General features: G+C 72.5%; 19 protein-coding genes. 6 read left to right on the top strand and 13 right to left on the bottom strand.

Annotated elements, in window-relative coordinates; all coding sequences use genetic code 11:
• Window positions 1-126: 126 nt before the first annotated feature.
• Entirely contained in the window at window positions 127-594 is a 468-nt protein-coding gene (locus tag OG580_RS09640; RefSeq protein ID WP_267043229.1) for an RDD family protein, read from the top strand.
• 89 nt (window positions 595-683) lie between these two features.
• On the opposite strand, the gene OG580_RS09635 is transcribed toward OG580_RS09640, so the two are convergent.
• The 4 genes from OG580_RS09635 to lipB all read right to left on the bottom strand — a co-directional run bounded on the left by OG580_RS09635 (window position 684) and on the right by lipB (window position 3,760).
• Window positions 684-1,388 carry a DUF4191 domain-containing protein gene (locus OG580_RS09635; RefSeq protein ID WP_267043228.1) on the bottom strand — a complete coding sequence of 235 codons (705 nt, stop codon included), beginning with the start codon at window positions 1,386-1,388 and terminating at the stop codon, window positions 684-686.
• Window positions 1,389-1,398: 10 nt separating this feature from the next.
• Entirely contained in the window at window positions 1,399-1,614 is a 216-nt protein-coding gene (locus OG580_RS09630; protein WP_267043227.1) for a hypothetical protein, read from the bottom strand.
• Between the two features lie 255 nt (window positions 1,615-1,869).
• Window positions 1,870-2,838 (bottom strand): lipoyl synthase, encoded by a 969-nt coding sequence (lipA, locus tag OG580_RS09625; RefSeq protein ID WP_267043226.1) that lies wholly within the window; start codon window positions 2,836-2,838, stop codon window positions 1,870-1,872.
• A 112-nt stretch (window positions 2,839-2,950) separates the two neighbouring features.
• A complete protein-coding gene (gene lipB / locus OG580_RS09620) occupies window positions 2,951-3,760 on the bottom strand; it encodes a lipoyl(octanoyl) transferase LipB (protein ID WP_267043225.1) in 810 nt (269 codons plus the stop codon).
• A 358-nt stretch (window positions 3,761-4,118) separates the two neighbouring features.
• On the opposite strand from lipB, the gene OG580_RS09615 reads away from it, so the two are divergent.
• The gene (locus tag OG580_RS09615) at window positions 4,119-5,669 is read left to right on the top strand and encodes a regulator (RefSeq protein WP_267043224.1); all 1,551 of its coding nucleotides are present in this window, start codon (window positions 4,119-4,121) and stop codon (window positions 5,667-5,669) included.
• Between the two features lie 13 nt (window positions 5,670-5,682).
• Here OG580_RS09615 and OG580_RS09610 read toward each other — a convergent pair whose 3' ends face one another.
• Together OG580_RS09610 and OG580_RS09605 are read right to left on the bottom strand one after the other, a co-directional pair.
• On the bottom strand, window positions 5,683-7,053 hold the full coding sequence (locus OG580_RS09610; protein WP_267043223.1) for an NAD(P)/FAD-dependent oxidoreductase: 1,371 nt from the start codon (window positions 7,051-7,053) through the stop codon (window positions 5,683-5,685).
• Window positions 7,054-7,399: 346 nt separating this feature from the next.
• Window positions 7,400-8,311 (bottom strand): TIGR01777 family oxidoreductase, encoded by a 912-nt coding sequence (locus OG580_RS09605; RefSeq protein WP_267043222.1) that lies wholly within the window; start codon window positions 8,309-8,311, stop codon window positions 7,400-7,402.
• A gap of 46 nt (window positions 8,312-8,357) precedes the next feature.
• On the opposite strand from OG580_RS09605, the gene OG580_RS09600 reads away from it, so the two are divergent.
• Entirely contained in the window at window positions 8,358-8,858 is a 501-nt protein-coding gene (locus OG580_RS09600) for a GNAT family N-acetyltransferase (RefSeq protein WP_267043221.1), read from the top strand.
• A 184-nt stretch (window positions 8,859-9,042) separates the two neighbouring features.
• On the opposite strand, the gene OG580_RS09595 is transcribed toward OG580_RS09600, so the two are convergent.
• Window positions 9,043-9,684, bottom strand: coding sequence for a TetR/AcrR family transcriptional regulator (locus tag OG580_RS09595; protein WP_267043220.1), 642 nt, complete (start codon window positions 9,682-9,684; stop codon window positions 9,043-9,045).
• A gap of 119 nt (window positions 9,685-9,803) precedes the next feature.
• Between OG580_RS09595 and OG580_RS09590 the strand changes: the two genes are divergently transcribed.
• On the top strand, window positions 9,804-10,598 hold the full coding sequence (locus OG580_RS09590) for an SDR family NAD(P)-dependent oxidoreductase (protein WP_267043219.1): 795 nt from the start codon (window positions 9,804-9,806) through the stop codon (window positions 10,596-10,598).
• A complete protein-coding gene (locus OG580_RS09585) occupies window positions 10,598-11,437 on the top strand; it encodes an SDR family NAD(P)-dependent oxidoreductase (protein WP_267043218.1) in 840 nt (279 codons plus the stop codon). The genes OG580_RS09590 and OG580_RS09585 overlap by 1 nt, the downstream gene beginning before the upstream one ends.
• 78 nt (window positions 11,438-11,515) lie before the next feature.
• Here the strand turns inward: OG580_RS09585 and OG580_RS09580 are convergent, their stop codons facing one another.
• Window positions 11,516-12,037 carry a DUF4240 domain-containing protein gene (locus OG580_RS09580; protein WP_267047949.1) on the bottom strand — a complete coding sequence of 174 codons (522 nt, stop codon included), beginning with the start codon at window positions 12,035-12,037 and terminating at the stop codon, window positions 11,516-11,518.
• Window positions 12,038-12,141: 104 nt separating this feature from the next.
• Between OG580_RS09580 and OG580_RS09575 the strand changes: the two genes are divergently transcribed.
• Window positions 12,142-13,092 carry an SDR family oxidoreductase gene (locus tag OG580_RS09575; RefSeq protein WP_267047948.1) on the top strand — a complete coding sequence of 317 codons (951 nt, stop codon included), beginning with the start codon at window positions 12,142-12,144 and terminating at the stop codon, window positions 13,090-13,092.
• Here the strand turns inward: OG580_RS09575 and OG580_RS09570 are convergent.
• From OG580_RS09570 to lpdA, 5 genes are all read right to left on the bottom strand, one after another.
• On the bottom strand, window positions 13,083-14,051 hold the full coding sequence (locus OG580_RS09570; protein WP_267043217.1) for a YafY family protein: 969 nt from the start codon (window positions 14,049-14,051) through the stop codon (window positions 13,083-13,085). The genes OG580_RS09575 and OG580_RS09570 overlap by 10 nt on opposite strands.
• A 124-nt stretch (window positions 14,052-14,175) precedes the next feature.
• A complete protein-coding gene (gene aceE, locus OG580_RS09565) occupies window positions 14,176-16,881 on the bottom strand; it encodes a pyruvate dehydrogenase (acetyl-transferring), homodimeric type (RefSeq protein ID WP_267043216.1) in 2,706 nt (901 codons plus the stop codon).
• Window positions 16,882-17,178: 297 nt separating this feature from the next.
• Window positions 17,179-17,802 carry a GntR family transcriptional regulator gene (locus OG580_RS09560; RefSeq protein ID WP_150271015.1) on the bottom strand — a complete coding sequence of 208 codons (624 nt, stop codon included), beginning with the start codon at window positions 17,800-17,802 and terminating at the stop codon, window positions 17,179-17,181.
• A 129-nt stretch (window positions 17,803-17,931) separates the two neighbouring features.
• On the bottom strand, window positions 17,932-19,662 hold the full coding sequence (gene sucB, locus OG580_RS09555) for a 2-oxoglutarate dehydrogenase, E2 component, dihydrolipoamide succinyltransferase (protein WP_267043215.1): 1,731 nt from the start codon (window positions 19,660-19,662) through the stop codon (window positions 17,932-17,934).
• Window positions 19,663-19,724: 62 nt separating this feature from the next.
• Complete coding sequence (lpdA, locus tag OG580_RS09550) at window positions 19,725-21,113, bottom strand: dihydrolipoyl dehydrogenase (RefSeq protein WP_267043214.1); 1,389 nt, start codon at window positions 21,111-21,113, stop codon at window positions 19,725-19,727.
• Window positions 21,114-21,181 lie beyond the last annotated feature (68 nt).

Below are 21,181 nucleotides of genomic sequence, written 5' to 3'. Positions count from 1 at the left end.
CGGGATTTCTCCAGCATGACCCATTTGTTTCGTCGAAGTTAACCGGAGTGGGTGTGTGCCGCTCTCCGGCGTGCCTGGACCGACCCGGACGGAAGTGATCGAAAACGGGCGCAGTACCGTGGTCGGGTGGACAACAGGCAAGCACTCGGATCGTGGCTCTCCGGCCCCCGTGCCGCGGCGGAGCAAGCAGGCGTGGACTTCGGTTACCGGGGTCGGCAGCTGGGACTGCCCGAGGAGGGACCCGGTTCGATCGCCCGCCCCGGGCGCCGTCTCGGCGCCCTCGCCGTCGACTGGGCGCTCTGCCTCCTGATCGCATACGGCCTGATCACCGACGGCTACAACCAGGCCACCGGCAACTGGGCCCTCGTCATCCTGCTCGTCCTGAGCGTCCTGACGGTCGGCACCGTCGGCTCGACGCCGGGCAAGCGCCTCTTCGGCCTGCGGGTCGTCTCCGCACGGGGCGGCCGGCTCGGCTTCCCGCGCGTGGTGATCCGCTCCGTACTCGTCTGCCTGGCCATCCCGGCCCTCATCTGGGACCGTGACGGCCGCGGCCTCCACGACCGCCTCTCAGGCGCCGTCCAGGTCCGTATCTGATCCCGTGGGGACGAGCGGTACGAGAGAAGGGCCCCGGACCGTGTGGTCCGGGGCCCTTCTCCGTCGAGGCGGTCGTTCGGTCGGGCGCGTCAGCGCATCTTTCCGCCGCGCGGCATCCGCATGCCCTTCGGCATCGGACCCTTCGGCAGCGGCATGTTGCTCATGAGGTCGCCCATCGCCCGCAGCCGGTCGTTGGCCGCGGTGACCTGCGGGCCGGTGAGGACCCGGGGCATCTTGAGCATGGTCGTACGGAGCTTCTTGAGCGGCACCAGGCCCTCGCCGTCGCCGACGATGACGTCGTGCACCGGCACGTCCACCACGACGCGGTTCATCCGCTTCTTCTCGGCCGCGAGCAGAGTCTTCACCCGGTTCGGGTTGCCCTCCGCCACGAGCACGATGCCGGCCCGCCCGACCGCGCGGTGCACGACGTCCTGGCTGCGGTTCATCGCGACCGCGGGGGTCGTCGTCCAACCGCGTCCGACGTTCTGCAGCACCGCCGCCGCCGCGCCGGGCTGACCCTCCATCTGCCCGAAGGCCGCGCGCTCGGCGCGCCGCCCGAACACGATGGCCGCCGCCAGGAGCGCCAGGACGAAGCCCAGGATGCCCAGATAGACCGGATGCCCGATGAGGAAGCCGATCGCGAGGAGGACACCGAGTACGCCGATGCCCACGCCCGCGACGATCAGACCGACCTTCGGGTCCGCCTTTCGGGTCATCTTGTACGTGAGGGCGATCTGCTTGAGTCGCCCCTGGTTCGCAGCGTCAGCGCTGCCAGTGTTTGCCTTCCTCGCCATGTCCTGAAGTTTACGTGGCCCGGGAAGCGCGGCCCGACGCGGCCTCCATCACATGCTGGGCCTCGACCCGGTCCTTGGCGTGGCGGCGGTCCTCCAGCACGGAGGTCCAGGCGTTGCGGCGGGCGGTGCGCTGCCCGGCGCCGAGCAGCAGGGCCTCCACGGCCTTCAGGGCGTCGGTGACGGACGGGATCGCGGTGACGCGGACGTGCGTCGATGCGGCCGGCATGTCGGGGTCCTCCCTCGATTGCGGATGAGACGAGGCGGGGGGATGTGAGCGGGTGGTGGCGGTGAGTGAAACCAGGCTCACAGATCGGTGTTACCAGGGCGTGACCCGGTGGTCAAACACTGATGAAACGTTGGTGCGGCCAACCGCGCGGCCGGCGGAACGACGACGCGGCCCGTACGTCCCCGCTGAGCTGCGGGGTCGTACGGGCCGCGTCGAATCCGGCCACTACCGGCCGGTAACCACTTGTGCGCCGATTCACACGGCCTGAGTGGCGTTGTCCACCGCGCCGCGCTTCTCGATCGCCTGCTGGAACAGACGGCCCGCGCGGTACGAGGAACGGACCAGCGGGCCCGACATCACACCGGAGAAGCCGATCTCGTCGGCCTCCTCCTTCAGCTCCACGAACTCCTGCGGCTTCACCCAGCGCTCGACGGGGTGGTGCCGGACGGAGGGGCGCAGGTACTGCGTGATCGTGATGAGCTCGCAGCCCGCGTCGTGCAGCTGCCGCAGTGCCTCGCTGACCTCTTCGCGGGTCTCGCCCATGCCGAGGATCAGGTTGGACTTCGTGACCAGACCGTAGTCCCGCGCCTGCGTGATGACGTCGAGCGAGCGCTCGTAACGGAAGCCCGGACGGATCCGCTTGAAGATCCGCGGCACGGTCTCCACGTTGTGCGCGAAGACCTCGGGGCGGGAGGCGAAGACCTCCGCCAGGAGCTCCGGCACCGCGTTGAAGTCGGGGGCGAGCAGCTCGACCTTCGTACGGCCCTCGGCGCGCTCCGCCGTCTGCTGGTGGATCTGGCGCACGGTCTCCGCGTACAGCCAGGCACCGCCGTCCTCCAGGTCGTCGCGCGCGACGCCCGTGATGGTGGCGTAGTTCAGGTCCATCGTGACGACCGACTCGCCCACGCGGCGCGGCTCGTCACGGTCCAGCGCCTCGGGCTTGCCCGTGTCGATCTGGCAGAAGTCGCAGCGCCGGGTGCACTGGTCGCCGCCGATGAGGAAGGTCGCCTCGCGGTCCTCCCAGCACTCGAAGATGTTGGGACAGCCCGCCTCCTGGCAGACCGTGTGCAGACCCTCGCTCTTCACGAGGCTCTGCATCTTCGTGTACTCGGGACCCATTTTCGCGCGGGTCTTGATCCACTCGGGCTTGCGCTCGATGGGGGTCTGGGCGTTCCGGACCTCCAGGCGCAGCATCTTGCGTCCGTCGGGTGCGACTGCGGACACATCGGCTCCTGTAGCTTCGATTCTTCGGCGCACACCAGAGTACGCCCGTTGCTTCCCATGCCTTACCTCTGGCCAACCTCTGGCCAGAGCCCCGCATTCCTCAGACCGCCCCTCAGACGGGGGCGGGCTCCGTCGGACGCTCGACCTCACGCGGCTTGAGCTCCGCCTGCTCCAGGACCTCCCGCAGGTGGCGCTCCACGACCGGGAGCACCTCCTCGATCGTGAGGTCCCGGCCCAGCTCGTTGGCGAGCGAGGTCACGCCCGCGTCGCGGATGCCGCACGGGATGATGCGGTCGAACCAGGCGTTGTCGGGGTTCACGTTGAGGGCGAAGCCGTGCATGGTGACGCCCTTGGCGACCCGGATGCCGATGGCGGCGAGCTTGCGGTCCTCGCGGCGCTGGCCGGCGTTGGACGGGGCGTACTCCGGGCCGTTCAGCCGCGGGTCGAACTCCTCGTCGGTCAGCCGGGGGTCGAAGTCGAGGGAGAGCCCGCCGATCGACGGCCGGTCCTCCACCGGGTCCCCGAGGACCCAGACACCGCTGCGGCCCTCGACCCGGCTCGTCTCCACGCCGAACTCCGCGGCCGTACGGATCAGGGCGTCCTCCAGGCGGCGGACGTGCGCGACGACGTCCACCGGGCGGGGCAGCTTCATGATCGGGTAGCCCACCAGCTGGCCGGGGCCGTGCCAGGTGATCTTGCCGCCGCGGTCCACGTCCACGACGGGCGTCCCGTCGAGCGGGCGCTCGCTCTCCGCCGTGCGCCGGCCGGCCGTGTAGACCGGCGGATGCTCCAGGAGCAGGCAGGTGTCGGCGGTCTCGTCGGCGAACCGGGCCGCGTGCACCTCGCGCTGCTTGTCCCAGGCCGCCTGGTAGTCGACGGCATCAGCGCCGAATCCAAGGCGGACGAATCGCAGCTCACTCACGGCCATGCCTCCTCCTGGGTGCCGCGGCCGGGTTCCGGGGATCATCCCGGGCCGGCGAGGCACCATGCGTCATTCGCGCCCATGCCACTGTACGGCGATGCCGTGGACACCAGTACGGGGGTGGCCGCGGACGCGTGTAGATGCGCCCCTGGTGGTGCGCCTACGGGCGCTGTCGGGGCGCTCCCTCCCTCAGGAGGACCGCGGCGGCTACGTCAGCGGTGCCGTCAATCCTCACACGATCGGATGAATGTGGGGCGAAGGTGGCGGTACGGGCCGTGGAGACCGCTAAATTCACGCCGATCCATGAGGGTCCGAACGGGCTGCACCTGGGCCCGGAAGGCAGGAGACCGCACAGCTGATGACGGAACGACCACCGCAGCGCATCCCGAACCGCCAGCTCGCCGCGCTCATCGCCGAAGCCGGGTTCTCCAATGCGGGCCTCGCCAGACGGGTGGACCAGCTCGGTCTGGAGCACGGCCTCGACCTGCGGTACGACAAGACCTCCGTGACCCGCTGGCTCCGCGGCCAGCAGCCGCGCGGCACCACCCCCGCCCTCATCGCGGAGGTCTTCACCCGGCGCCTCGGCCGCCGCCTCTCCGCGCAGGACCTCGGTCTCGACGCCTGCGCGCCGGTCTACGCGGGCCTGGAGTTCGCGGCGACCCCCGAGGAGGCCGTCGACATCGTCAGCGGCCTGTGGCGCAAGGACTCCGGCAGCCACGCCGAGCTCCGCAAGATCGCCTTCACCCCGGCGGGGCTCGTCGTCCCCAGCCGCGACTGGCTCATCGGCCGCGCCGACGACCGGGTGGCGCGCGGCGAGCTAGCCCCCGGCCGGCCCGGCGGCCCCGGCCTCCGGAACACCGGCGCGCCCACCGGAGACTCCCGTGCCCCGCACGAACCCCGTACCCCGCACGACCCGCGCATCCCGAGCGACCCGGGCGACCCGCGCGTCCCGCCCCAGGGCCGCTTCTCCGTGCCCCGGCAGCGCGGTACGGACCGGGGGCCCGGCCAGCGGGTCTCCAGTGGCGACATCGCCGCCCTCCGCTCGGTCGGCGAGCTCTTCCGCACCCTCGACCACGCCTACGGCGGTGGTCACGCCCGCCAGGCGCTCGTCCGCTACCTGGAGCACGAGACCGAGCCGATGCTGCGCGGCACCTACGGCGAGTCCGTCGGCCGCCGCCTCTTCGCCGCGGCCGCCGACCTCACCCGGCTCGCCGGCTGGACCTCGTACGACATCGCCGCCCACGGCCTCGCCCAGCGCTACTTCGTCCAGGCGCTGCGCCTCGCGCAGGCGGCCGGGGACCGGGCCTACGGCTCGTACGTGCTCCTCACCATGAGCTGCCAGGCCGTCTACCTCGGCCACGGGCGGGAGGCCGTACAGCTCGCCCGGGTCGCCCAGCAGGGCGTCGGGCCCGCGGCGCCGCCCGTCGTCCAGGCGATGCTCCAGGCCGTCGAGGCCCGCGGGCACGCGGTCCTCGGCGAGGCGCGCGCGTGCAGCGCCTCCCTGGTCCGGGCCGAGCGGGCCCTGGAAGCCGCCCGGCCCGGCGACGAGGTGCCGTACTGGGCCCGGATGTTCGACGAGGCCCAGCTCGCCGACGAGCTCGGGCACTGCCACCGCGACCTCCAGCAGTACCGGCCCGCGGCCCAGCATGCCGAGCGCGCCCTCCAGCTGCGCGCCCCCGGCTTCGCGCGCAGCCGGCTCTTCTGCCGGGTCGTCCTCGCCACCTCCCGCCTCGCCCTCGGCGAGCTCGACCAGGCCTGCGCGCTGGGCGCCGAGGCCGCCCAGCAGGCCTCCGAGATGCGCTCGGCGCGGGCCGTGGAGTACGTACGCGACTTCGAGCGCCGCCTGGAGCCGTACCGCGACGCGGCGGCCGCCCGCACCTACCGCGACCGCGTCGCCGCCATCGGCTGATCCGCCGGAGGGGTCAGGCGGCCTCCTCCGACTCCGGCGCCTCCGCCTCGGGGAGCCGGACGCCGAGGTCGCCGAGGAGGGCGCGGGCCGCGCGGGCCCCCGAGACGAGGGCGCCGTGCGGGGTGCCCGTGTCCCGGTGGTCGCCGCAGACGTACAGGCCCGCGAGCAGCCGGACCGGGCGGCGGGCGTCGTGCGGCGGCGGCATCGCCGGTACGGCCTCCGGGGTGTGGTGCAGGGCCAGCAGTTCCCACTCGTCGGTCGACGTCCCGTACAGCGTGGCGAGGTGCTTGCGGACCCGGCGCTCCGTGTCGTCCGGCGGCGCCCCGAGCACCGTCGAGGTGATCAGGGTCCGGCCGGCCGGGGCGCGGCTCGGGTCGACCGCGCTCATCACGGCCGTGTGGGCGACCGGCCCGCCCGGGTCGGACTCCAGGAGCAGCGACGGGTCGCTCGTGGGCGCCACCGGCGCCGTGTGGTGGAGGACCGTCACCGCGTGGAAGCCGGGCGTCCGCAGACCGGGCAGCAGCTCGGCCGCCGTCCGCGCCCCCGTCGCGAGCAGCACCGAGCGGCAGCCGAACACCCCGTGCTCGGCGGTCGTCACCCGGGAGACGGACGCCTCCGTGACCCGTACGCCGGTACGGACCGTCCCCGGCGGCAGCGCGGCGGCGAGCCGCTCCGGGAGCGCCGACGAACCGCCCTCCGGCACGGCGAGCCGGCCCCGGGCGAAGGCGTGCAGCGCCAGATCCGCCCGGCGGCTCGACGTGCCGAGGTCCGGGTCGGCGAGGAGCGCCGCGAGCAGCGGCCGCAGGACGCCCTGGACGGTCCGGGCGGGCAGCCGCGCGGCCAGGGCCTCGCGCGCGGTCCGCTCCGGGCGGGAGAGCAGCCGCTGGGACGGGGTCGCCGCGAGCCGGACCAGGGAGGCGCCGAGCCGTGCCTGGTCGAGCGAGGCGGCCGGGCGCCGGGGGGCGCTCGCGAGGGCGCGTGCCACGCTGAACGCTCCCCCCACGCTCCGGTGGCCGGTGCCCCGGTGCGCGCCGGCCGTCCGGCGCGGGTGCGGGGCGCCCCACCGCGCGTGCCGTCCGTCGCTGTGCACGAGAACCCCGGGCCCGAAGGGGCGCAGGACGAGGCCACCGAGCCCGGGGGTGGCCCGCAGCTCCTCGGGCGACAGGGTGAGCAGGGGGCCCACCCGGTCGAGCAGGAAGCCGTCGACGGAATCGGTGGCCATCCGGCCGCCGACCCGCGGCTCCGCCTCCAGGACGGCGACGGAGAGCCCGGCCCCGGTCAGCCGGTGGGCGGCGGCGAGCCCCGCGATCCCGGCCCCCACGATGACGACGTCGACGGTCTCCACGACGTCCGTTCGCTGTGCGGTACTTGAGCTGCTGAGCATGTGCCCCTCCCCAGGTCGGCGTGGCCGGTGGAAGGCTCATGCCCTCCACAGTGGGAGGCTCATGCCCCCAACAGGCCCCCGGAATGCCCGAGTTCGCCACGATCCTAGGCAGCGCTCCCACGGAAGTCGGCCCGCGCGTACCGGTGCGCGCGCAGCACGGGGGAGCGCAGGGGGAGGACGGGAGGGGCGGGAAGGGGCGGGGGAGGAACAGGGGGCGCTCCCGCACGAGGAGAGGGCGCTTCCGCGCGGGGTGAGGGCGCTCCCGCACGGGGAGAGGGGCGCTCCCCGCGCAGGGAAGCCCCCGCGCGGGCGAGCCCCAGCGCGGGGAGCGGGGTGCGGGCGCGGCTCAGTGGGCGGCGGCCCGGATCGCGTCGTCGATCGTCGGGAACGCGAAGTCGAAACCGGACTCCAACAGGCGCCCCGGCAGCACCCGCTGACTGCCCAGCACGTCCTGGGCGAAGTCGCCGAGCACCAGCCTCAGGGCGGGCGCGGGCACCGTGCACAGCGTCGGCCGCCGCAGGACCCGGCCCATCGCGGCCGTCACCTCGCGGTTGGTGACCGGTTCCGGGGCCGTCAGGTTCACCGGGCCCGTGAGGGACGGGGTGTCGACGAGATGGCGCAGGGCGGCCACCTCGTCGTGCAGGGAGATGTGGGACCAGTACTGGCGGCCGTCGCCCATCCGCCCGCCGACCCCGGCGCGGAAGACCGGGAAGAGCCGTCCCCAGGCCCCGCCCTCGCGGGCCACCACCAGGCCCGTGCGGGCGTGGGCGACGCGGATGCCGGCCTCCTCGGCGGGGGCCGCCGCGGCCTCCCACTCCACGCACACCGAGGGCAGGAAGCCCGCCCCGGCGGGCGCGCTCTCGTCGACGGCGCGGCTGCCGGTGTCCCCGTACCAGCCGACCGCCGTACCGCAGACGAGGACCTCCGGCGGCGCCGCGAGCGAGGCGAGCGCCTGGGCGATCGCCGTCGTGCCGAGGACCCGGCTGTCGCGGATCTCCCGCTTGTACGCCTCGGTCCAGCGGCGCTCGCCGACGCCGGCGCCCGCCAGGTGCACGACGGCGTCCACCCCGACGAGTCCGGCGGCGTCCACGTACAGCCGCCTGGGGTCCCACTCGACCTCGTCGGCGGTCGCGGCGGGGCGCCGGACCAGCCGGAGGACGTCGTGGCCGTCGGCGCGCAGGGAGCGGACGAGGGCCCGGCCGATGAGCCCGGAGGCACCGGTGACGGCGACGCGCTTGCGGGTGACTGAACGCTGCATGGGCCCATCCTGCCCTCCCGGACCCGTGCGTGGCACAGTGGCTGCCATGATCGTGCCGGAGACACAGATACGTACCGCCGAAGCCGGAGACGACACCGTCCTGGCCGAGCTCGACCGGGCCACCTGGTCGCCCCTGCACGCGGTGCTGCCCGCACCGACGGAGCCGTACGAGCCCTTCTTCGACACCCGTCACCCGCCCGAGGACTACCTCGTGGCCGTGGTGGGCGGTGAAGTCGTCGGCTACGTACGGCTCGGGCTGCCGACCCCGCTGGCCGCCACCGCCCATGTGCGCCAGATCCAGGGCCTGGTCGTCGCCGAGTCCGTCCGCGGCCGGGGCGTGGCGCGGGCGCTGCTGCGCGCCGCGACGGACCGGGCCCGCGCGGAGGGAGCCCGCCGGATCACCCTGCGGGTCCTCGCGCACAACGCCCCGGCCCGCGCGCTCTACGCCTCCGAGGGCTTCGTGATCGAGGGCGTCCTGCCGGGCGAGCTCCTGATCGCGGGGGAGTACGTGGACGACGTCCTCATGGGGAAGTCCCTCCTCGACTGACCCGTCCCTCCCGGCGGCCGCGGTCCCCCGCGGGTCGGTCGCTCGTCGGCGGCGGGCCCGTGAAGCCGCGGCCCCCGGGGCGGGCCGTCTCTCCTCGGCCGACCGCCCCTCCCGGCGGCCGCGTCCCGCGCGCTTCGGCCCTCTCGACCGACCCGCCCCTCCCGGCGGCCCGCGCGCCCCGGCCCTACTCGGCCGACCCGTCCCCGAGGAGCCTCATCCCGCCCATCAGCTCGCGCAGGCAGCGGACCGCGAGGGCCGCGGGGGAGCCCTCGCCGTGGACCGGTGCGTCCGACTCCGCCCAGGTCTCCAGGGCGATCCGGATGGCGTCGGTGGCCGCCGCCGCCGCGAGGCGCAGCTCCAGCGGGTCGGCCCCCGGGCCGGCGAGGCCGGCCAGGACCTCGCGCAGTCGCTCCTCGGACTCCTGGTTGACCCGGTACCAGACGGCGCGGAGCGCGGGGTCCTCGGCGGCCGCCCGCAGGAGCCCGCGCGTCCAGCGCACCCCCTCGGCCGCCTCCTCGTCCTCCGCGGCCAGCGACTCGGCGATCGAGCGCTCCAGCGCCTCGGGGAGACCGGCGCCCGGCCCGGCGGCCGCGAGCTGCTCGCGCCAGCGTTCGGCGCCGACCGCGAGGAGCGGGGCCACGGCGTCCTGCTTGGACCGGAAGTACCGGTAGAAGGTGCGCAGGGCGACCCCGGCCCGCCGGGCGATGTCCTCGGCCGTGGTGCCGTCGGGACCGTGCTCGGTGAAGAGCTCGGCGGCGGCGCGGGCGATGTCGAGCTGGGTCGCGGCCTTGCGGCGCTCCGTCAGGGAGGGGGGCTTGGTGCTCACCCTACGAAGCGTACGCCCGTGACTGCCGAACGTGCACGTCATGCAGGTATGGCAAAACGTGCCATCCAGGCGTACGGTGGCAGCTTCCCCCGGAAGCTTGACATCGAGAGGTTGCCGCCATGAACCAGCTGACCCGTTACGAAGGACGCCGCGCCCTCATCACCGGCGGCGGCTCCGGCATCGGCCAGGCCACCGTCCTCCGCGTGCTCGCCGAGGGCGGCCGGGTCGTCGCCGCCGACATCAGCGAGGACGGCCTCAAGGACACCGTCGCCAAGGCCGGCGACGCCGCCGACCGCCTCACCACCGTCGTCGTGAACGTCGCCGACGAGGCCTCCGTGCGGGCCGGCGTCGCCGCCGCCGTCGAGGCGCTCGGCGGCCTGGACGTCCTGGTCAACGCGGCCGGCATCCTGCGCTCCTCGCACACCCACGAGACGAGCCTCGACTCCTTCGAGCAGGTCCTCCGGGTCAACCTCACGGGCACCTTCCTCGTGATCCGCGAGGCGATACCGGCCCTCCTGGAGGGCAACGGCTCCGCCGTCGTGAACTTCTCCTCCACCTCCGCGATGTTCGCCCACCCCTACATGGCGGCCTACGCGGCCAGCAAGGGCGGCATCCAGTCCATGACGCACGCCCTCGCCGCCGAGTACGCCAAGCAGGGCATCCGCTTCACCGCCGTCCAGCCCGGCTCCATCTCCTCCGGCATGACCGACGGCACCGGCGCCAGCCGCCAGAGCGTCGGCCCCGGCCTCCCCGAGGACGCCGACTTCAACCTCTTCATGAAGCTCATGCCCGCCCTCGGCGAGGGCTTCGCCGGCCCCGAGACCGTCGCCGGCGTCGTCGCGATGCTCGCGAGCGAGGACGGCCGCTTCATCACCGGCACCGAGGTCCGCATCGACGGCGGGACGCACTTCTGATGAGCTCCCTCGCCGCGCGCGTCTTCGGCGGCCGTACGGCCGTCATCACCGGCGCCTCCTCCGGCATCGGCGCCGGGCTCGCCCGGCACGCAGCGGGGCTCGGCATGAAGCTGGTCCTCGCCGACATCGCCGCCGAGCGGCTCGCCGCCTTCGCCGAGGAGCTCCGGGCCACCGGCGCCGAGGTGGAGGCGGTGGTGACCGACGTCGCCGAGCCCGCCTCCGTCGACGCCCTGGCCGACCACGCGTACACCCGCTTCGGCACGGTCGACCTGCTGGTCAACAACGCCGGGATCATGGCCATGGGGTACTCCTGGGAGATCCCCGCTGAACGCTGGGACGCCATGCTCCGCGTCAACATCGGCGGGTACGTCAACGGCATCCGCGCCTTCGTCCCGCGCATGCTGGAGCGTGGCGAGAAGGCCTGGGTGGTGAACGTGTCGTCCATCGGCGGCATGCTGCCGAGCCCGCTGATGGCCCCGTACAGCGTCACCAAGTTCGGCACGCTCGCGCTCACCGAGTCGCTGCACCACGAGATGCTGATGAAGGGCGCCCCGATCCAGGTGTCCGTCGTGACGCCCGGCTCGGTGAAGAGCGAGATCTTCAGGGCGGCCAGGCCCGGCGAGGACACCCCGCCCGAGATCGCGGCCTTCAACGCGCACCTGCAGAACCTCGCCGACGAACACGGGCTGACGCCCGAGGAGCACGCCGAGCGCGTCTTCGAGAGGGTCGCCGAGGGGAAGTACTGGGCGATCCCGCAGCCCGAGCAGCTCTTCCCGGCGCTGCAGCCGCGCACGGACATGATCCTCGGCCAGGAGAACCCGCGGCTCCAGCAGGGCTGACGGACGGAGAAGCCGGTACGGCTCCGGGAGGGACGCCCCCGGAGCCGTACCGGCTTCCTCACCCCGCCTCACCCCGCCTCACGTCACCGCGAACCGCTCCCACAGCCGGGGAAAGCGGGCCGCGAGCACGTCGTCGTCCGCCAGGTCGAAGGGGGCGCCCAGCGGCTCCCCGCCCGGCATCGGAATGCCCAGGTCCGGGGTCTCGGCGCCGGTCAGCTGCTCGTACGCCTCGTCCGCCGCGAAGCCGATCTCCTCGCCGTCCCCGTCGATCTCCACGTCGAAGTCGCCGATCAGCTCCGCCAGCGCGTCCGGATCGTGCACCGCACCCTCGTAGACCTCCCGCCCCTGGCCGATGAGCCAGCAGCGGAAGGAGTCGAAGGTCTCGTCGCCCGCCCCGTCGAACAGCACGGCGGCCGCACCCCACAGGTCCCAGAGGTACGCGCGGTTGTAGCGGGCCTCGAAATGGCGCGCGTAGTCGAGCACCGAGTCGGGATCCAGCCGGGTCAGCCGTTCCACGAGCAGATCGGCCTGTTCCTCGGGGTCGCCCTCGGCGGCCTCTCGGGTGGCGTCGATGATCTCCCAGAACTCGGTCTCGTCCATCACGGCACCAGCATCGTGCGTCGGGGACCGCGACGCACCCGGAATGCCCGAAGAATGCCCGAAACGAATCCGGACAGAAGATGTCGTACTTTCCTGTCAGTCTGATGGTCATGACGACGGAGACACAGGAAACGAAGCCACAGGAGACGAAGCCGCTGCGCGGACGCGTCTGTCTGGTCGCGGGAGCCACCCGGGGCGCCGGACGGGGCATCGCCGTCCAGCTGGGGGCGGCGGGAGCCACGGTGTACGTCACCGGGCGCACCACCCGCGAGCGGCTCAGCGAGGTCGGCCGGGCCACCGAGACCATCGAGGAGACCGCCGAACTGGTGACGGCCGCCGGCGGCGAGGGCATCGCCGTGCCGACCGACCATCTGGAGCAGGACCAGGTCCGGGCGCTGATCGACCGGATCGACCGCGAGCGCGGCCGCCTCGACGTCCTCGTCAACGACGTGTGGGGCGGCGAGCACCTCCTCGTCTTCGGGAAGAAGACCTGGGAGAACGACCTCACCGACGGCCTCCGGATGCTCGAACTCGGGGTACGGACGCACGCCATCACCTCCCACACGGCGCTGCCGCTCCTCATCCGGAACCCCGGCGGGCTCGTCGTCGAGGTCACCGACGGCACCACCGCGTACAACGGCACCCGGTACCGCGAGAACCTCTTCTACGACCTCGCCAAGAACGCCCCCCTCCGGATGGCCTTCGGCCTCGGCAGGGAGCTGGAGGAGTACGGCGCCACGGCGGTCGCCCTCACCCCCGGCTGGCTCAGGTCCGAGCAGATGCTCGCCGGCTTCGGCGTCACCGAGGAGAACTGGCGCGACGCCGTCGCGAAGGTCCCCGACTTCGCCGTCGCCGAGTCCCCGGCATACATCGGCAGGGCCGTCGCCGCGCTCGCCGCCGACCCCGACCGGCACCGCTGGAACGGCGGGTCGCTCTCCAGTGCCCAGCTGGCGAAGGAGTACGGCTTCACGGACACCGACGGCTCGCAGCCGGACGCCTGGGGCTTCATCGTCGCGGGCGAGACGGGCACGCCGGACGCGAACGACTACCGGTAGAGCCCGGCGAGCGCGCGGGCCGCTTCACGGAAACGGGCGCGCAGCGAGTCCGGGGCCAGGACCTCGGCCTCCGGGCCCAGGCTCAGCAGCTGGGAGAAGGCGACCTCCTCGCTCTCCACGCGGAGCGTCACGGTCGTCCGGCCGGTCTCCTCGTCCCGCTCCCCGTCCGCGAGCGCCTCCTCGGCCGCCGCGCGGTCCGTCACGTGCGGCAGCCGCCGCGCGCCCGCCTCCGAGAGTCGCAGGACGACCTCCGCGCGCAGCAGGGAGCGGGCGAACTCCGCCGCCCGCTCCGCCCAGAACGCCGACAGGTCGAAGTCCTCGTCCCGGACGAAGCGCTCCTCGCCCACCGCGACCGCCGTGAACCGGTCCACGCGGTACGTGCGGAAGGAGGAGTCGGCCCGGGCGCACACGTACCAGACGCCGGCCTTCAGGACGAGGCCGTACGGACACAGCTCCCGCTCCACCTCCTCGCCGTCCCCGCGCAGATAGCGGGCGGAGAGCCGGCGGTCGTCCCAGACCGCCTCCGCGATCGGGACGAGCAGCTCCGGGGTCTCCGGCTCCTGATACCAGCCGGGCGCGTCCAGGTGGAAGCGCCGGCCCACCGCGTCGGGGGCGTCCCGCAGCGAGGGCAGCAGTGCCGCCGACACCTTGAGCCGGGCCGCCGACGCCGCGTCCGCCAGCCCCAGGTCGCGCAGCGCGCCCGGCAGACCGGAGAGGAACAGCGCCTCCGCCTCGCCGCGCGCGAGCCCCGTTAGCCGCGTCCGGTAGCCGCCGATCAGCCGGTAGCCGCCCGACCGCCCCCGGTCCGCGTAGACCGGGACCCCCGCCTCGGAGAGGGCGAGCGCGTCCCGGGTGATGGTCCGCTCCGACACCTCCAGCTCGGCGGCCAGCTCGGCCGCCGTCATGGAAGGGCGGGACTGGAGCAGCAGGACCAACTTGATGAGACGGGCGGCACGCATGGAAGGAGCCTATTTCGCGGACACGCCGAGGAGCCCCCCCCGTACGAGAAGTACGGGTACGCCGAGAGGCCGCCCCCGTACGAGAAGTACGGGCGCGGCCCCTCGGACCGATCAAGCGGCCGGACTACAGGCCGTAGCGCTCGCGCGCCTCCTTCACGGCCGTCGCCTGGACCTCGCCGCGCCGCGCCAGCTGCGCGAGCGCCGCGACGACGATCGACTGGGCGTCGACGCCGAAGTGGCGGCGGGCCGCCTCGCGGGTGTCCGAGAGGCCGAAGCCGTCGGCGCCCAGCGAGGACCAGTCCTGCTCGACCCACTGCGCGATCTGGTCGGGGACCTGGCGCATGTAGTCGGAGACCGCGAGGACCGGCGAGGTGATGCCGTCCAGGGCCTTGCGGATGTACGGGACCTGCTCCTCGCCGCGCAGCAGCGCCGCGTCGGCCTCCAGCGCGTCGCGCCGCAGCTCCGTCCAGGAGGTCGCGGACCACACGTCGGCGGCCACGCCCCACTCGGCGGCCAGCGTCTTCTGCGCCTCCAGGGCCCAGTGGATCGCCGTGCCGGAGGAGAGGAGCTGGATGCGCGAGGCGTTCGCCGGCAGGTCGAGACCGGCCGACTCGGCGGTGTTGAAGCGGTAGAGGCCCTTGACGATGCCCTCGTCGATGCCGGACGGCTTGGCCGGCTGCGGCATCGGCTCGTTGTAGACCGTCAGGTAGTAGAAGACATCCTGGTCCTCGCCCTCGGCGGCCTCGCCGTACATCCGGCGCAGACCCTCCTTGACGATGGTCGCGACCTCGTAGGCGAAGGCCGGGTCGTACGACAGCGCCGCCGGGTTGGTGGCCGCGATCACCGGCGAGTGGCCGTCGGCGTGCTGGAGGCCCTCACCCGTCAGGGTCGTACGGCCGGCGGTCGCGCCGACGAGGAAGCCGCGGCCGAGCTGGTCGCCGAGCTGCCACATCTGGTCGGCGGTCCGCTGCCAGCCGAACATCGAGTAGAAGATGTAGAACGGGATCATCGCCTCACCGTGCGTGGAGTACGCGGTGGACGCGGCGATGAAGTCGGCCATCGAACCGGCCTCGGTGATCCCCTCGTTGAGGATCTGGCCGTTGACGGCCTCCTTGTAGTACATCAGCTGGTCGCGGTCGACCGGCTCGTACGTCTGGCCCTTCGGCGAGTAGATGCCGAGCGACGGGAACAGCGACTCCATACCGAAGGTACGGGCCTCGTCCGGGACGATCGGGACCCAGCGCTTGCCGGTCTCCTTGTCGCGGATCAGGTCCTTGATGAGGCGCACGAAGGCCATCGTCGTCGCCATCGACTGCGTGCCGGAGCCCTTGTCGAAGGCGGCGAAGGCCTTGTCGGCCGGGGCCGGCAGCGGCGCGAGCGCGTGGGTGCGGCGGGCCGGGGCGGGACCGCCGAGCGCCGCGCGGCGCTCCTGGAGGTAGCGGACCTCGGGGGCGTCGGCGCCGGGGTGGCCGTAGGGCACCTGGCCGTCGACGAACGCGGAGTCGGCGATCGGCAGTTCGAGAAGGTCACGCATGTTCTTGAACTCGTCGGTCGTCAGCTTCTTCATCTGGTGGTTCGCGTTCTTCGACGCGAAGCCCTCACCGAGGGTGAAGCCCTTGACGGTCTGCGCGAGGATGACCGTCGGCGCGCCCTTGAACTCCAGGGCGGCCTTGTACGCGGCGTACACCTTGCGCGGCTCGTGGCCACCGCGGGAGAGGTGGAAACACTCCAGGATCTTGTCGTCGCTCAGCAGCTGCGCCATCGCGACGAGCGCCGGGTCCTTGCCGAAGAAGTCCTGGCGGATGTAGGCGGCGTCGCGGGTCTGGTACGTCTGGACCTGCGCGTCCGGCACCTCGCGGAGGCGGCGGACGAGGGCGCCGGTGGTGTCGAGCGCGAACAGCTCGTCCCAGGCGTTGCCCCACAGCGACTTCACGACGTTCCAGCCGGCGCCGCGGAACTGGGCCTCCAGCTCCTGAACGATCTTGAAGTTGGCGCGGACCGGGCCGTCGAGGCGCTGCAGGTTGCAGTTGATGACGAAGGTCAGGTTGTCCAGACCCTCGCGGGCGGCGAGCGCGAGGGCTGCCGTCGACTCGGGCTCGTCCATCTCGCCGTCACCGAGGAAGGCCCACACGTGGGAGGCCGAGACGTCCTTGATGGAACGGTTCGTCAGGTAGCGGTTGAAGCGCGCCTGGTAGATCGCGGAGAGCGGGCCGAGACCCATGGAGACGGTGGGGAACTCCCACAGCCAGGGAAGTCGGCGCGGGTGCGGGTAGGAGGGCAGACCGTTGCCGCCGGACTCCTGCCGGAAGTTGTCGAGCTGGGCCTCGCCCAGGCGCCCGTCGAGGAAGGCGCGGGCGTAGATGCCGGGGGAGGCGTGGCCCTGGATGTAGAGCTGGTCGCCGGAACCGTCGGCTTCCTTGCCCTGGAAGAAGTGGTTGAAGCCGGTCTCGTAGAGCCAGGCCGCCGAGGCGAAGGTGGCGATGTGGCCGCCGACGCCGTACTTGGAGCCGCGGGTGACCATCGCGGCCGCGTTCCAGCGGTTCCAGGCGGTGATCTTCCGCTCCATCTCCTCGTCGCCGCCGAACTCGCCGATCGACGGCTCCGCGGAGGTGGGGATGGTGTTGACGTAGTCCGTCTCCAGCAGCTTGGGCAGGGCGAGGCCCGCGCCCTCGGCGTGCTGGAGCGTGCGGCGCATCAGGTAGGCGGCCCGGTGAGGGCCGGCGGCCTTGGTGACGGCGTCCAGGGAGGCCGCCCATTCGGCGGTCTCCTCGGTGTCACGGTCCGGGAGCTGGTCGAGCTCGCTCGGAATCTTGCCTACGGGATCGGTCATGATCGCCGCCTTCCGGACAGGTGGGGTGGAGATGGGGCCATGTCTGGCAGGACAGGGCGAAGGGCCGGGTGTGGCCCGCCGAAGACTGTAAGCCAGCGATCGATGATCGATCAAAGGGTTGAAGGGGAAAACCTCTTCAGATCGAGAAAGTCGGCACAGGGTGCCGCGCAAAAGGGCACCCGGTGCCGCGTTTTCGCCCCGTTTTCGCAGGTGGGAGCCGCTGTATGAGGGGGTGCCCGCACGAATGAGCGGGCCCACCCGGGGGGTGGACCCGCTCACTGTGCGTCAAGGCAGGGGTCAGGCTCGGGGGGCGCAGCCCAGGACATGGGCCTTCACGAGCGCCCCGATGTTCGGGTCGCCGCGGCGGAAGGCCTCGACCAGCTCCTGGTGCTCCTCCGCGTACGACTTCTGGACCGTGCCGAGCCAGCGGATCGACAGGGCCGTGAAGACCTCGATGCCCAGCGTCTCCCAGGTGTGCAGCAGCACGCCGTTCCCTGCGGCCTTCACCAGCTCCCGGTGGAAGGCCACCGTGTGCCGCACCTGCGCCGTCCCGTCGGCGGTCGCGTCCGCCTCGTACAGTGCCGCCACGTGCGGCTCCAGGGCCGAGCAGTCCGCCGCGAGCCTCCCGGCCGCCAGCTCGGCCGCGATCTGCTCCAGACCGGCCCGTACGGGGTAACTCTCCTCCAGGTCGGCCGCGGTGAGGTTGCGGACCCGGACGCCCTTGTTGGGGGCCGACTCGATCAGCCGCAGCGACTCCAGCTCGCGCAGGGCCTCGCGGACCGGGGTCTGGCTGACCTCCAGCTCGGTCGCGATCCGGCGCTCCACGATGCGCTCTCCCGGCTTCCAGCGGCCGCTGACGATCCCCTCCACGATGTGCTCGCGGATCTGTTCGCGCAGCGAGTGGACGACGGGGACGGTCATGAAGGCTCCTCGGGGAGTGTTGACCCTTAGACAATACGGCGGCGCCCCCGTCCGGAAACACTTCCGGACGGGGGCGCCGCAGGTGAGGCTCGTTACGTTGCGATACGGCCCGAGCCTTCCGGGCCCTGCTTACAGGCCGAGGTCGACCTCGAACTCGCCGGCCTCCAGGATCGCCTTGACGGCCGTCAGGTAGCGGGCGGCGTCGGCGCCGTCCACCAGACGGTGGTCGTAGGACAGCGCGACGTACGTCATGTCGCGGATCGCGATCGTCTCACCCAGGTCCGGGTGGTTGATGACGACCGGACGGCGCACGGTGGCGCCGATGCCCAGGATGGCGACCTGGTTCGGGGGCACGATGATCGTGTCGAACAGCGCGCCGCGCGAACCGGTGTTGGAGATGGTGAAGGTCGCACCGGCCAGGTCGTCCGGCGTGATCTTGCTGGCGCGCACGGCGCCGGCCAGCTCCGCGGTCTTCTTCGAGATACCGGCGATGTTGAGGTCGCCCGCACCCTTGATGACCGGGGTCATCAGACCCTTCTCGGAGTCCACCGCGATACCGATGTTCTCGGTGTCGAAGTAGGTGATCGTGCCCTCGTCCTCGTTGATCCGGGCGTTGATGACCGGGAAGGCCTTCAGCGCCTGGGCCGCGGCCTTGACGAAGAACGGCATCGGGGAGAGCTTGACGCCCTCACGAGCCGCGAACGCGTCCTTGGCGCGGGCGCGCAGCTTCATCAGCTTGGTGATGTCGACCTCGACGACCGAGGTCAGCTGGGCCTGGCCGTGCAGCGCCTTCATCATGTTGTCGCCGATGACCTTGCGCATGCGGGTCATCTTGACGGTCTGACCGCGCAGCGGGGACACCGCGAGGGCCGGGGCCTTCGACGCGGCGGCCGGAGCGGCGACGGGGGCGGCGGCGGCCTTCTTGGCCTCGGCGGCCGCGAGGACGTCCTGCTTGCGGATACGACCGCCGACGCCGGAACCCTTGACGGCCGCGAGGTCGACACCGTTCTCGGTGGCGAGCTTGCGGACCAGCGGGGTCACGTACGCGCCGTCCTCGGCCGGAGCCGGGGTGACCAGCGCCGGAGCGATGGACGGGGCGGCGGGCGCGACCGGGGCCGGAGCCGCGACCGGAGCGGCCGGAGCCACCGGAGCCGGAGCCGCGACCGGAGCGGCCGGAGCCACCGGAGCCGGAGCCACCGGGGCCGGGGCGGCGACCGGGGCGGCCGGAGCCGGGGCGGCGGGGGCGGCCGGAGCGGCACCCGCGGCACCGATGACGGCCAGCTTGGCGCCGACCTCGGCGGACTCGTCCTCGGCGACGACGATCTCCAGGAGGACACCCGAGACCGGGGCCGGGATCTCGGTGTCGACCTTGTCCGTGGAGACCTCGAGCAGCGGCTCGTCGGCCTCGACGGTCTCGCCGACCGACTTCAGCCAGCGGGTCACGGTGCCCTCGGTGACGGACTCACCGAGCGCGGGCAGCACGACGTCCGTGCCGGTGGCGCCACCGGCCGGAGCGGCGGCGGCGGGGGCCTCGGCGACCGGCGCCGGGGCGGCCGGGGCCTCGGCCACGGGGGCCGGGGCGGCGACGGGCTCGGCGGCCGGGGCCGCGGCCGGGGCGCCGGTGCCGTCGTCGATGATGGCCAGCTCGGCGCCGACCTCGACCGTCTCGTCCTCGGCGACCTTGATGGAGGCCAGGATGCCCGAGGCGGGGGCGGGGATCTCGGTGTCGACCTTGTCGGTCGAGACCTCGAGCAGCGGCTCGTCGGCCTCGACGCGCTCGCCCTCGGCCTTGAGCCAGCGGGTGACGGTGCCCTCGGTGACGCTCTCGCCGAGCGCCGGCAGGGTTACGGAAACCGACATGGTTTCAGTTGCTCCTAACGAATTGCGGAAAGTGGTCGTCGCGCCCTGTCATGACGTCAGCGTCAGTCGTGGGAGTGCAGCGGCTTGCCGGCCAGGGCCAGGTGGGCCTCGCCGAGCGCCTCGTTCTGCGTCGGGTGGGCGTGGATGAGCTGCGCGACCTCGGCCGGCAGCGCCTCCCAGTTGTAGATCAGCTGTGCTTCGCCGACCTGCTCGCCCATGCGGTCACCGACCATGTGGACGCCGACCACGGCACCGTCCTTGACCTGGACGAGCTTGATCTCGCCCGCGGTCTTGAGGATCTTGCTCTTGCCGTTGCCCGCGAGGTTGTACTTCAGGGCGACGACCTTGTCCGCGCCGTAGATCTCCTTGGCCTTGGCCTCGGTGATGCCGACGGAGGCGACCTCGGGGTGGCAGTACGTCACCCGCGGCACGCCGTCGTAGTCGATCGGAACGGCCTTCAGGCCCGCGATGCGCTCCGCGACGAGGATGCCCTCGGCGAAGCCGACGTGCGCGAGCTGGAGCGTCGGGACGAGGTCGCCCACGGCCGAGATCGTCGGCACGTTGGTACGCATGTACTCGTCGACCAGGACGTAGCCGCGGTCCATCGCGACGCCCTGCTCCTCGTAACCGAGACCGGCGGAGACCGGGCCGCGGCCGATGGCGACGAGCAGCACCTCGGCCTCGAAGGTCTTGCCGTCGGCCAGGGTGACCTTGACTCCGCCGTCGGTGTACTCGGCGGACTGGAAGAAGGTGCCGAGGTTGAACTTGATGCCGCGCTTGCGGAACGCGCGCTCAAGAAGCTTCGAGCTGTTCTCGTCCTCGACCGGGACGAGGTGCTTCATGCCCTCGATGACCGTCACGTCGGTGCCGAAGGACTTCCACGCCGAGGCGAACTCGACGCCGATGACGCCGCCGCCGAGGATGATCGCCGACTCCGGGACCCGGTCCAGGTTCAGCGCGTGGTCCGAGGTGATGATCCGGTTGCCGTCGATCTCCAGACCGGGGAGCGACTTCGGCACGGAGCCGGTGGCGAGGAGCACGTGACGACCCTCGACGCGACGACCGTCCACGTCGACGGAGGTCGGGGAGGACAGGTGACCGGCGCCCTCGATGTAGGTCACCTTGCGGGAGGCGACGAGACCCTGCAGACCCTTGTACAGGCCCGAGATCACGTCGTCCTTGTACTTGTGCACGCCCTTGATGTCGATGCCCTCGAAGGAGGCCTTGACACCGAACTGCTCCGCCTCGCGCGCCTGGTCGGCGACCTCGCCGGCGTGGAGCAGGGCCTTCGTCGGGATGCAGCCGTTGTGCAGGCAGGTGCCGCCGAGCTTGTTCTTCTCGATCAGTGCGACGTCCAGGCCCAGCTGCGCTCCGCGCAGCGCCGCGGCGTAACCGCCGCTACCGCCGCCGAGGATCACTAGGTCGAAAACGGTGCTGGCGTCGTTCGCCACGTCACGTCCTCCATGCATGTGCGCTCGTCGCCGGTCTTCAGTGACCGGGCGGCGGCTGGTGTTCGGCC

This window comes from Streptomyces sp. NBC_00094 (genome assembly GCF_026343125.1).
Taxonomy (GTDB): Bacteria; Actinomycetota; Actinomycetes; order Streptomycetales; family Streptomycetaceae; genus Streptomyces.
The sequence above is the reverse complement of the archived record's forward strand: the minus strand, read 5'-3'. Positions and strand labels throughout refer to the sequence as shown.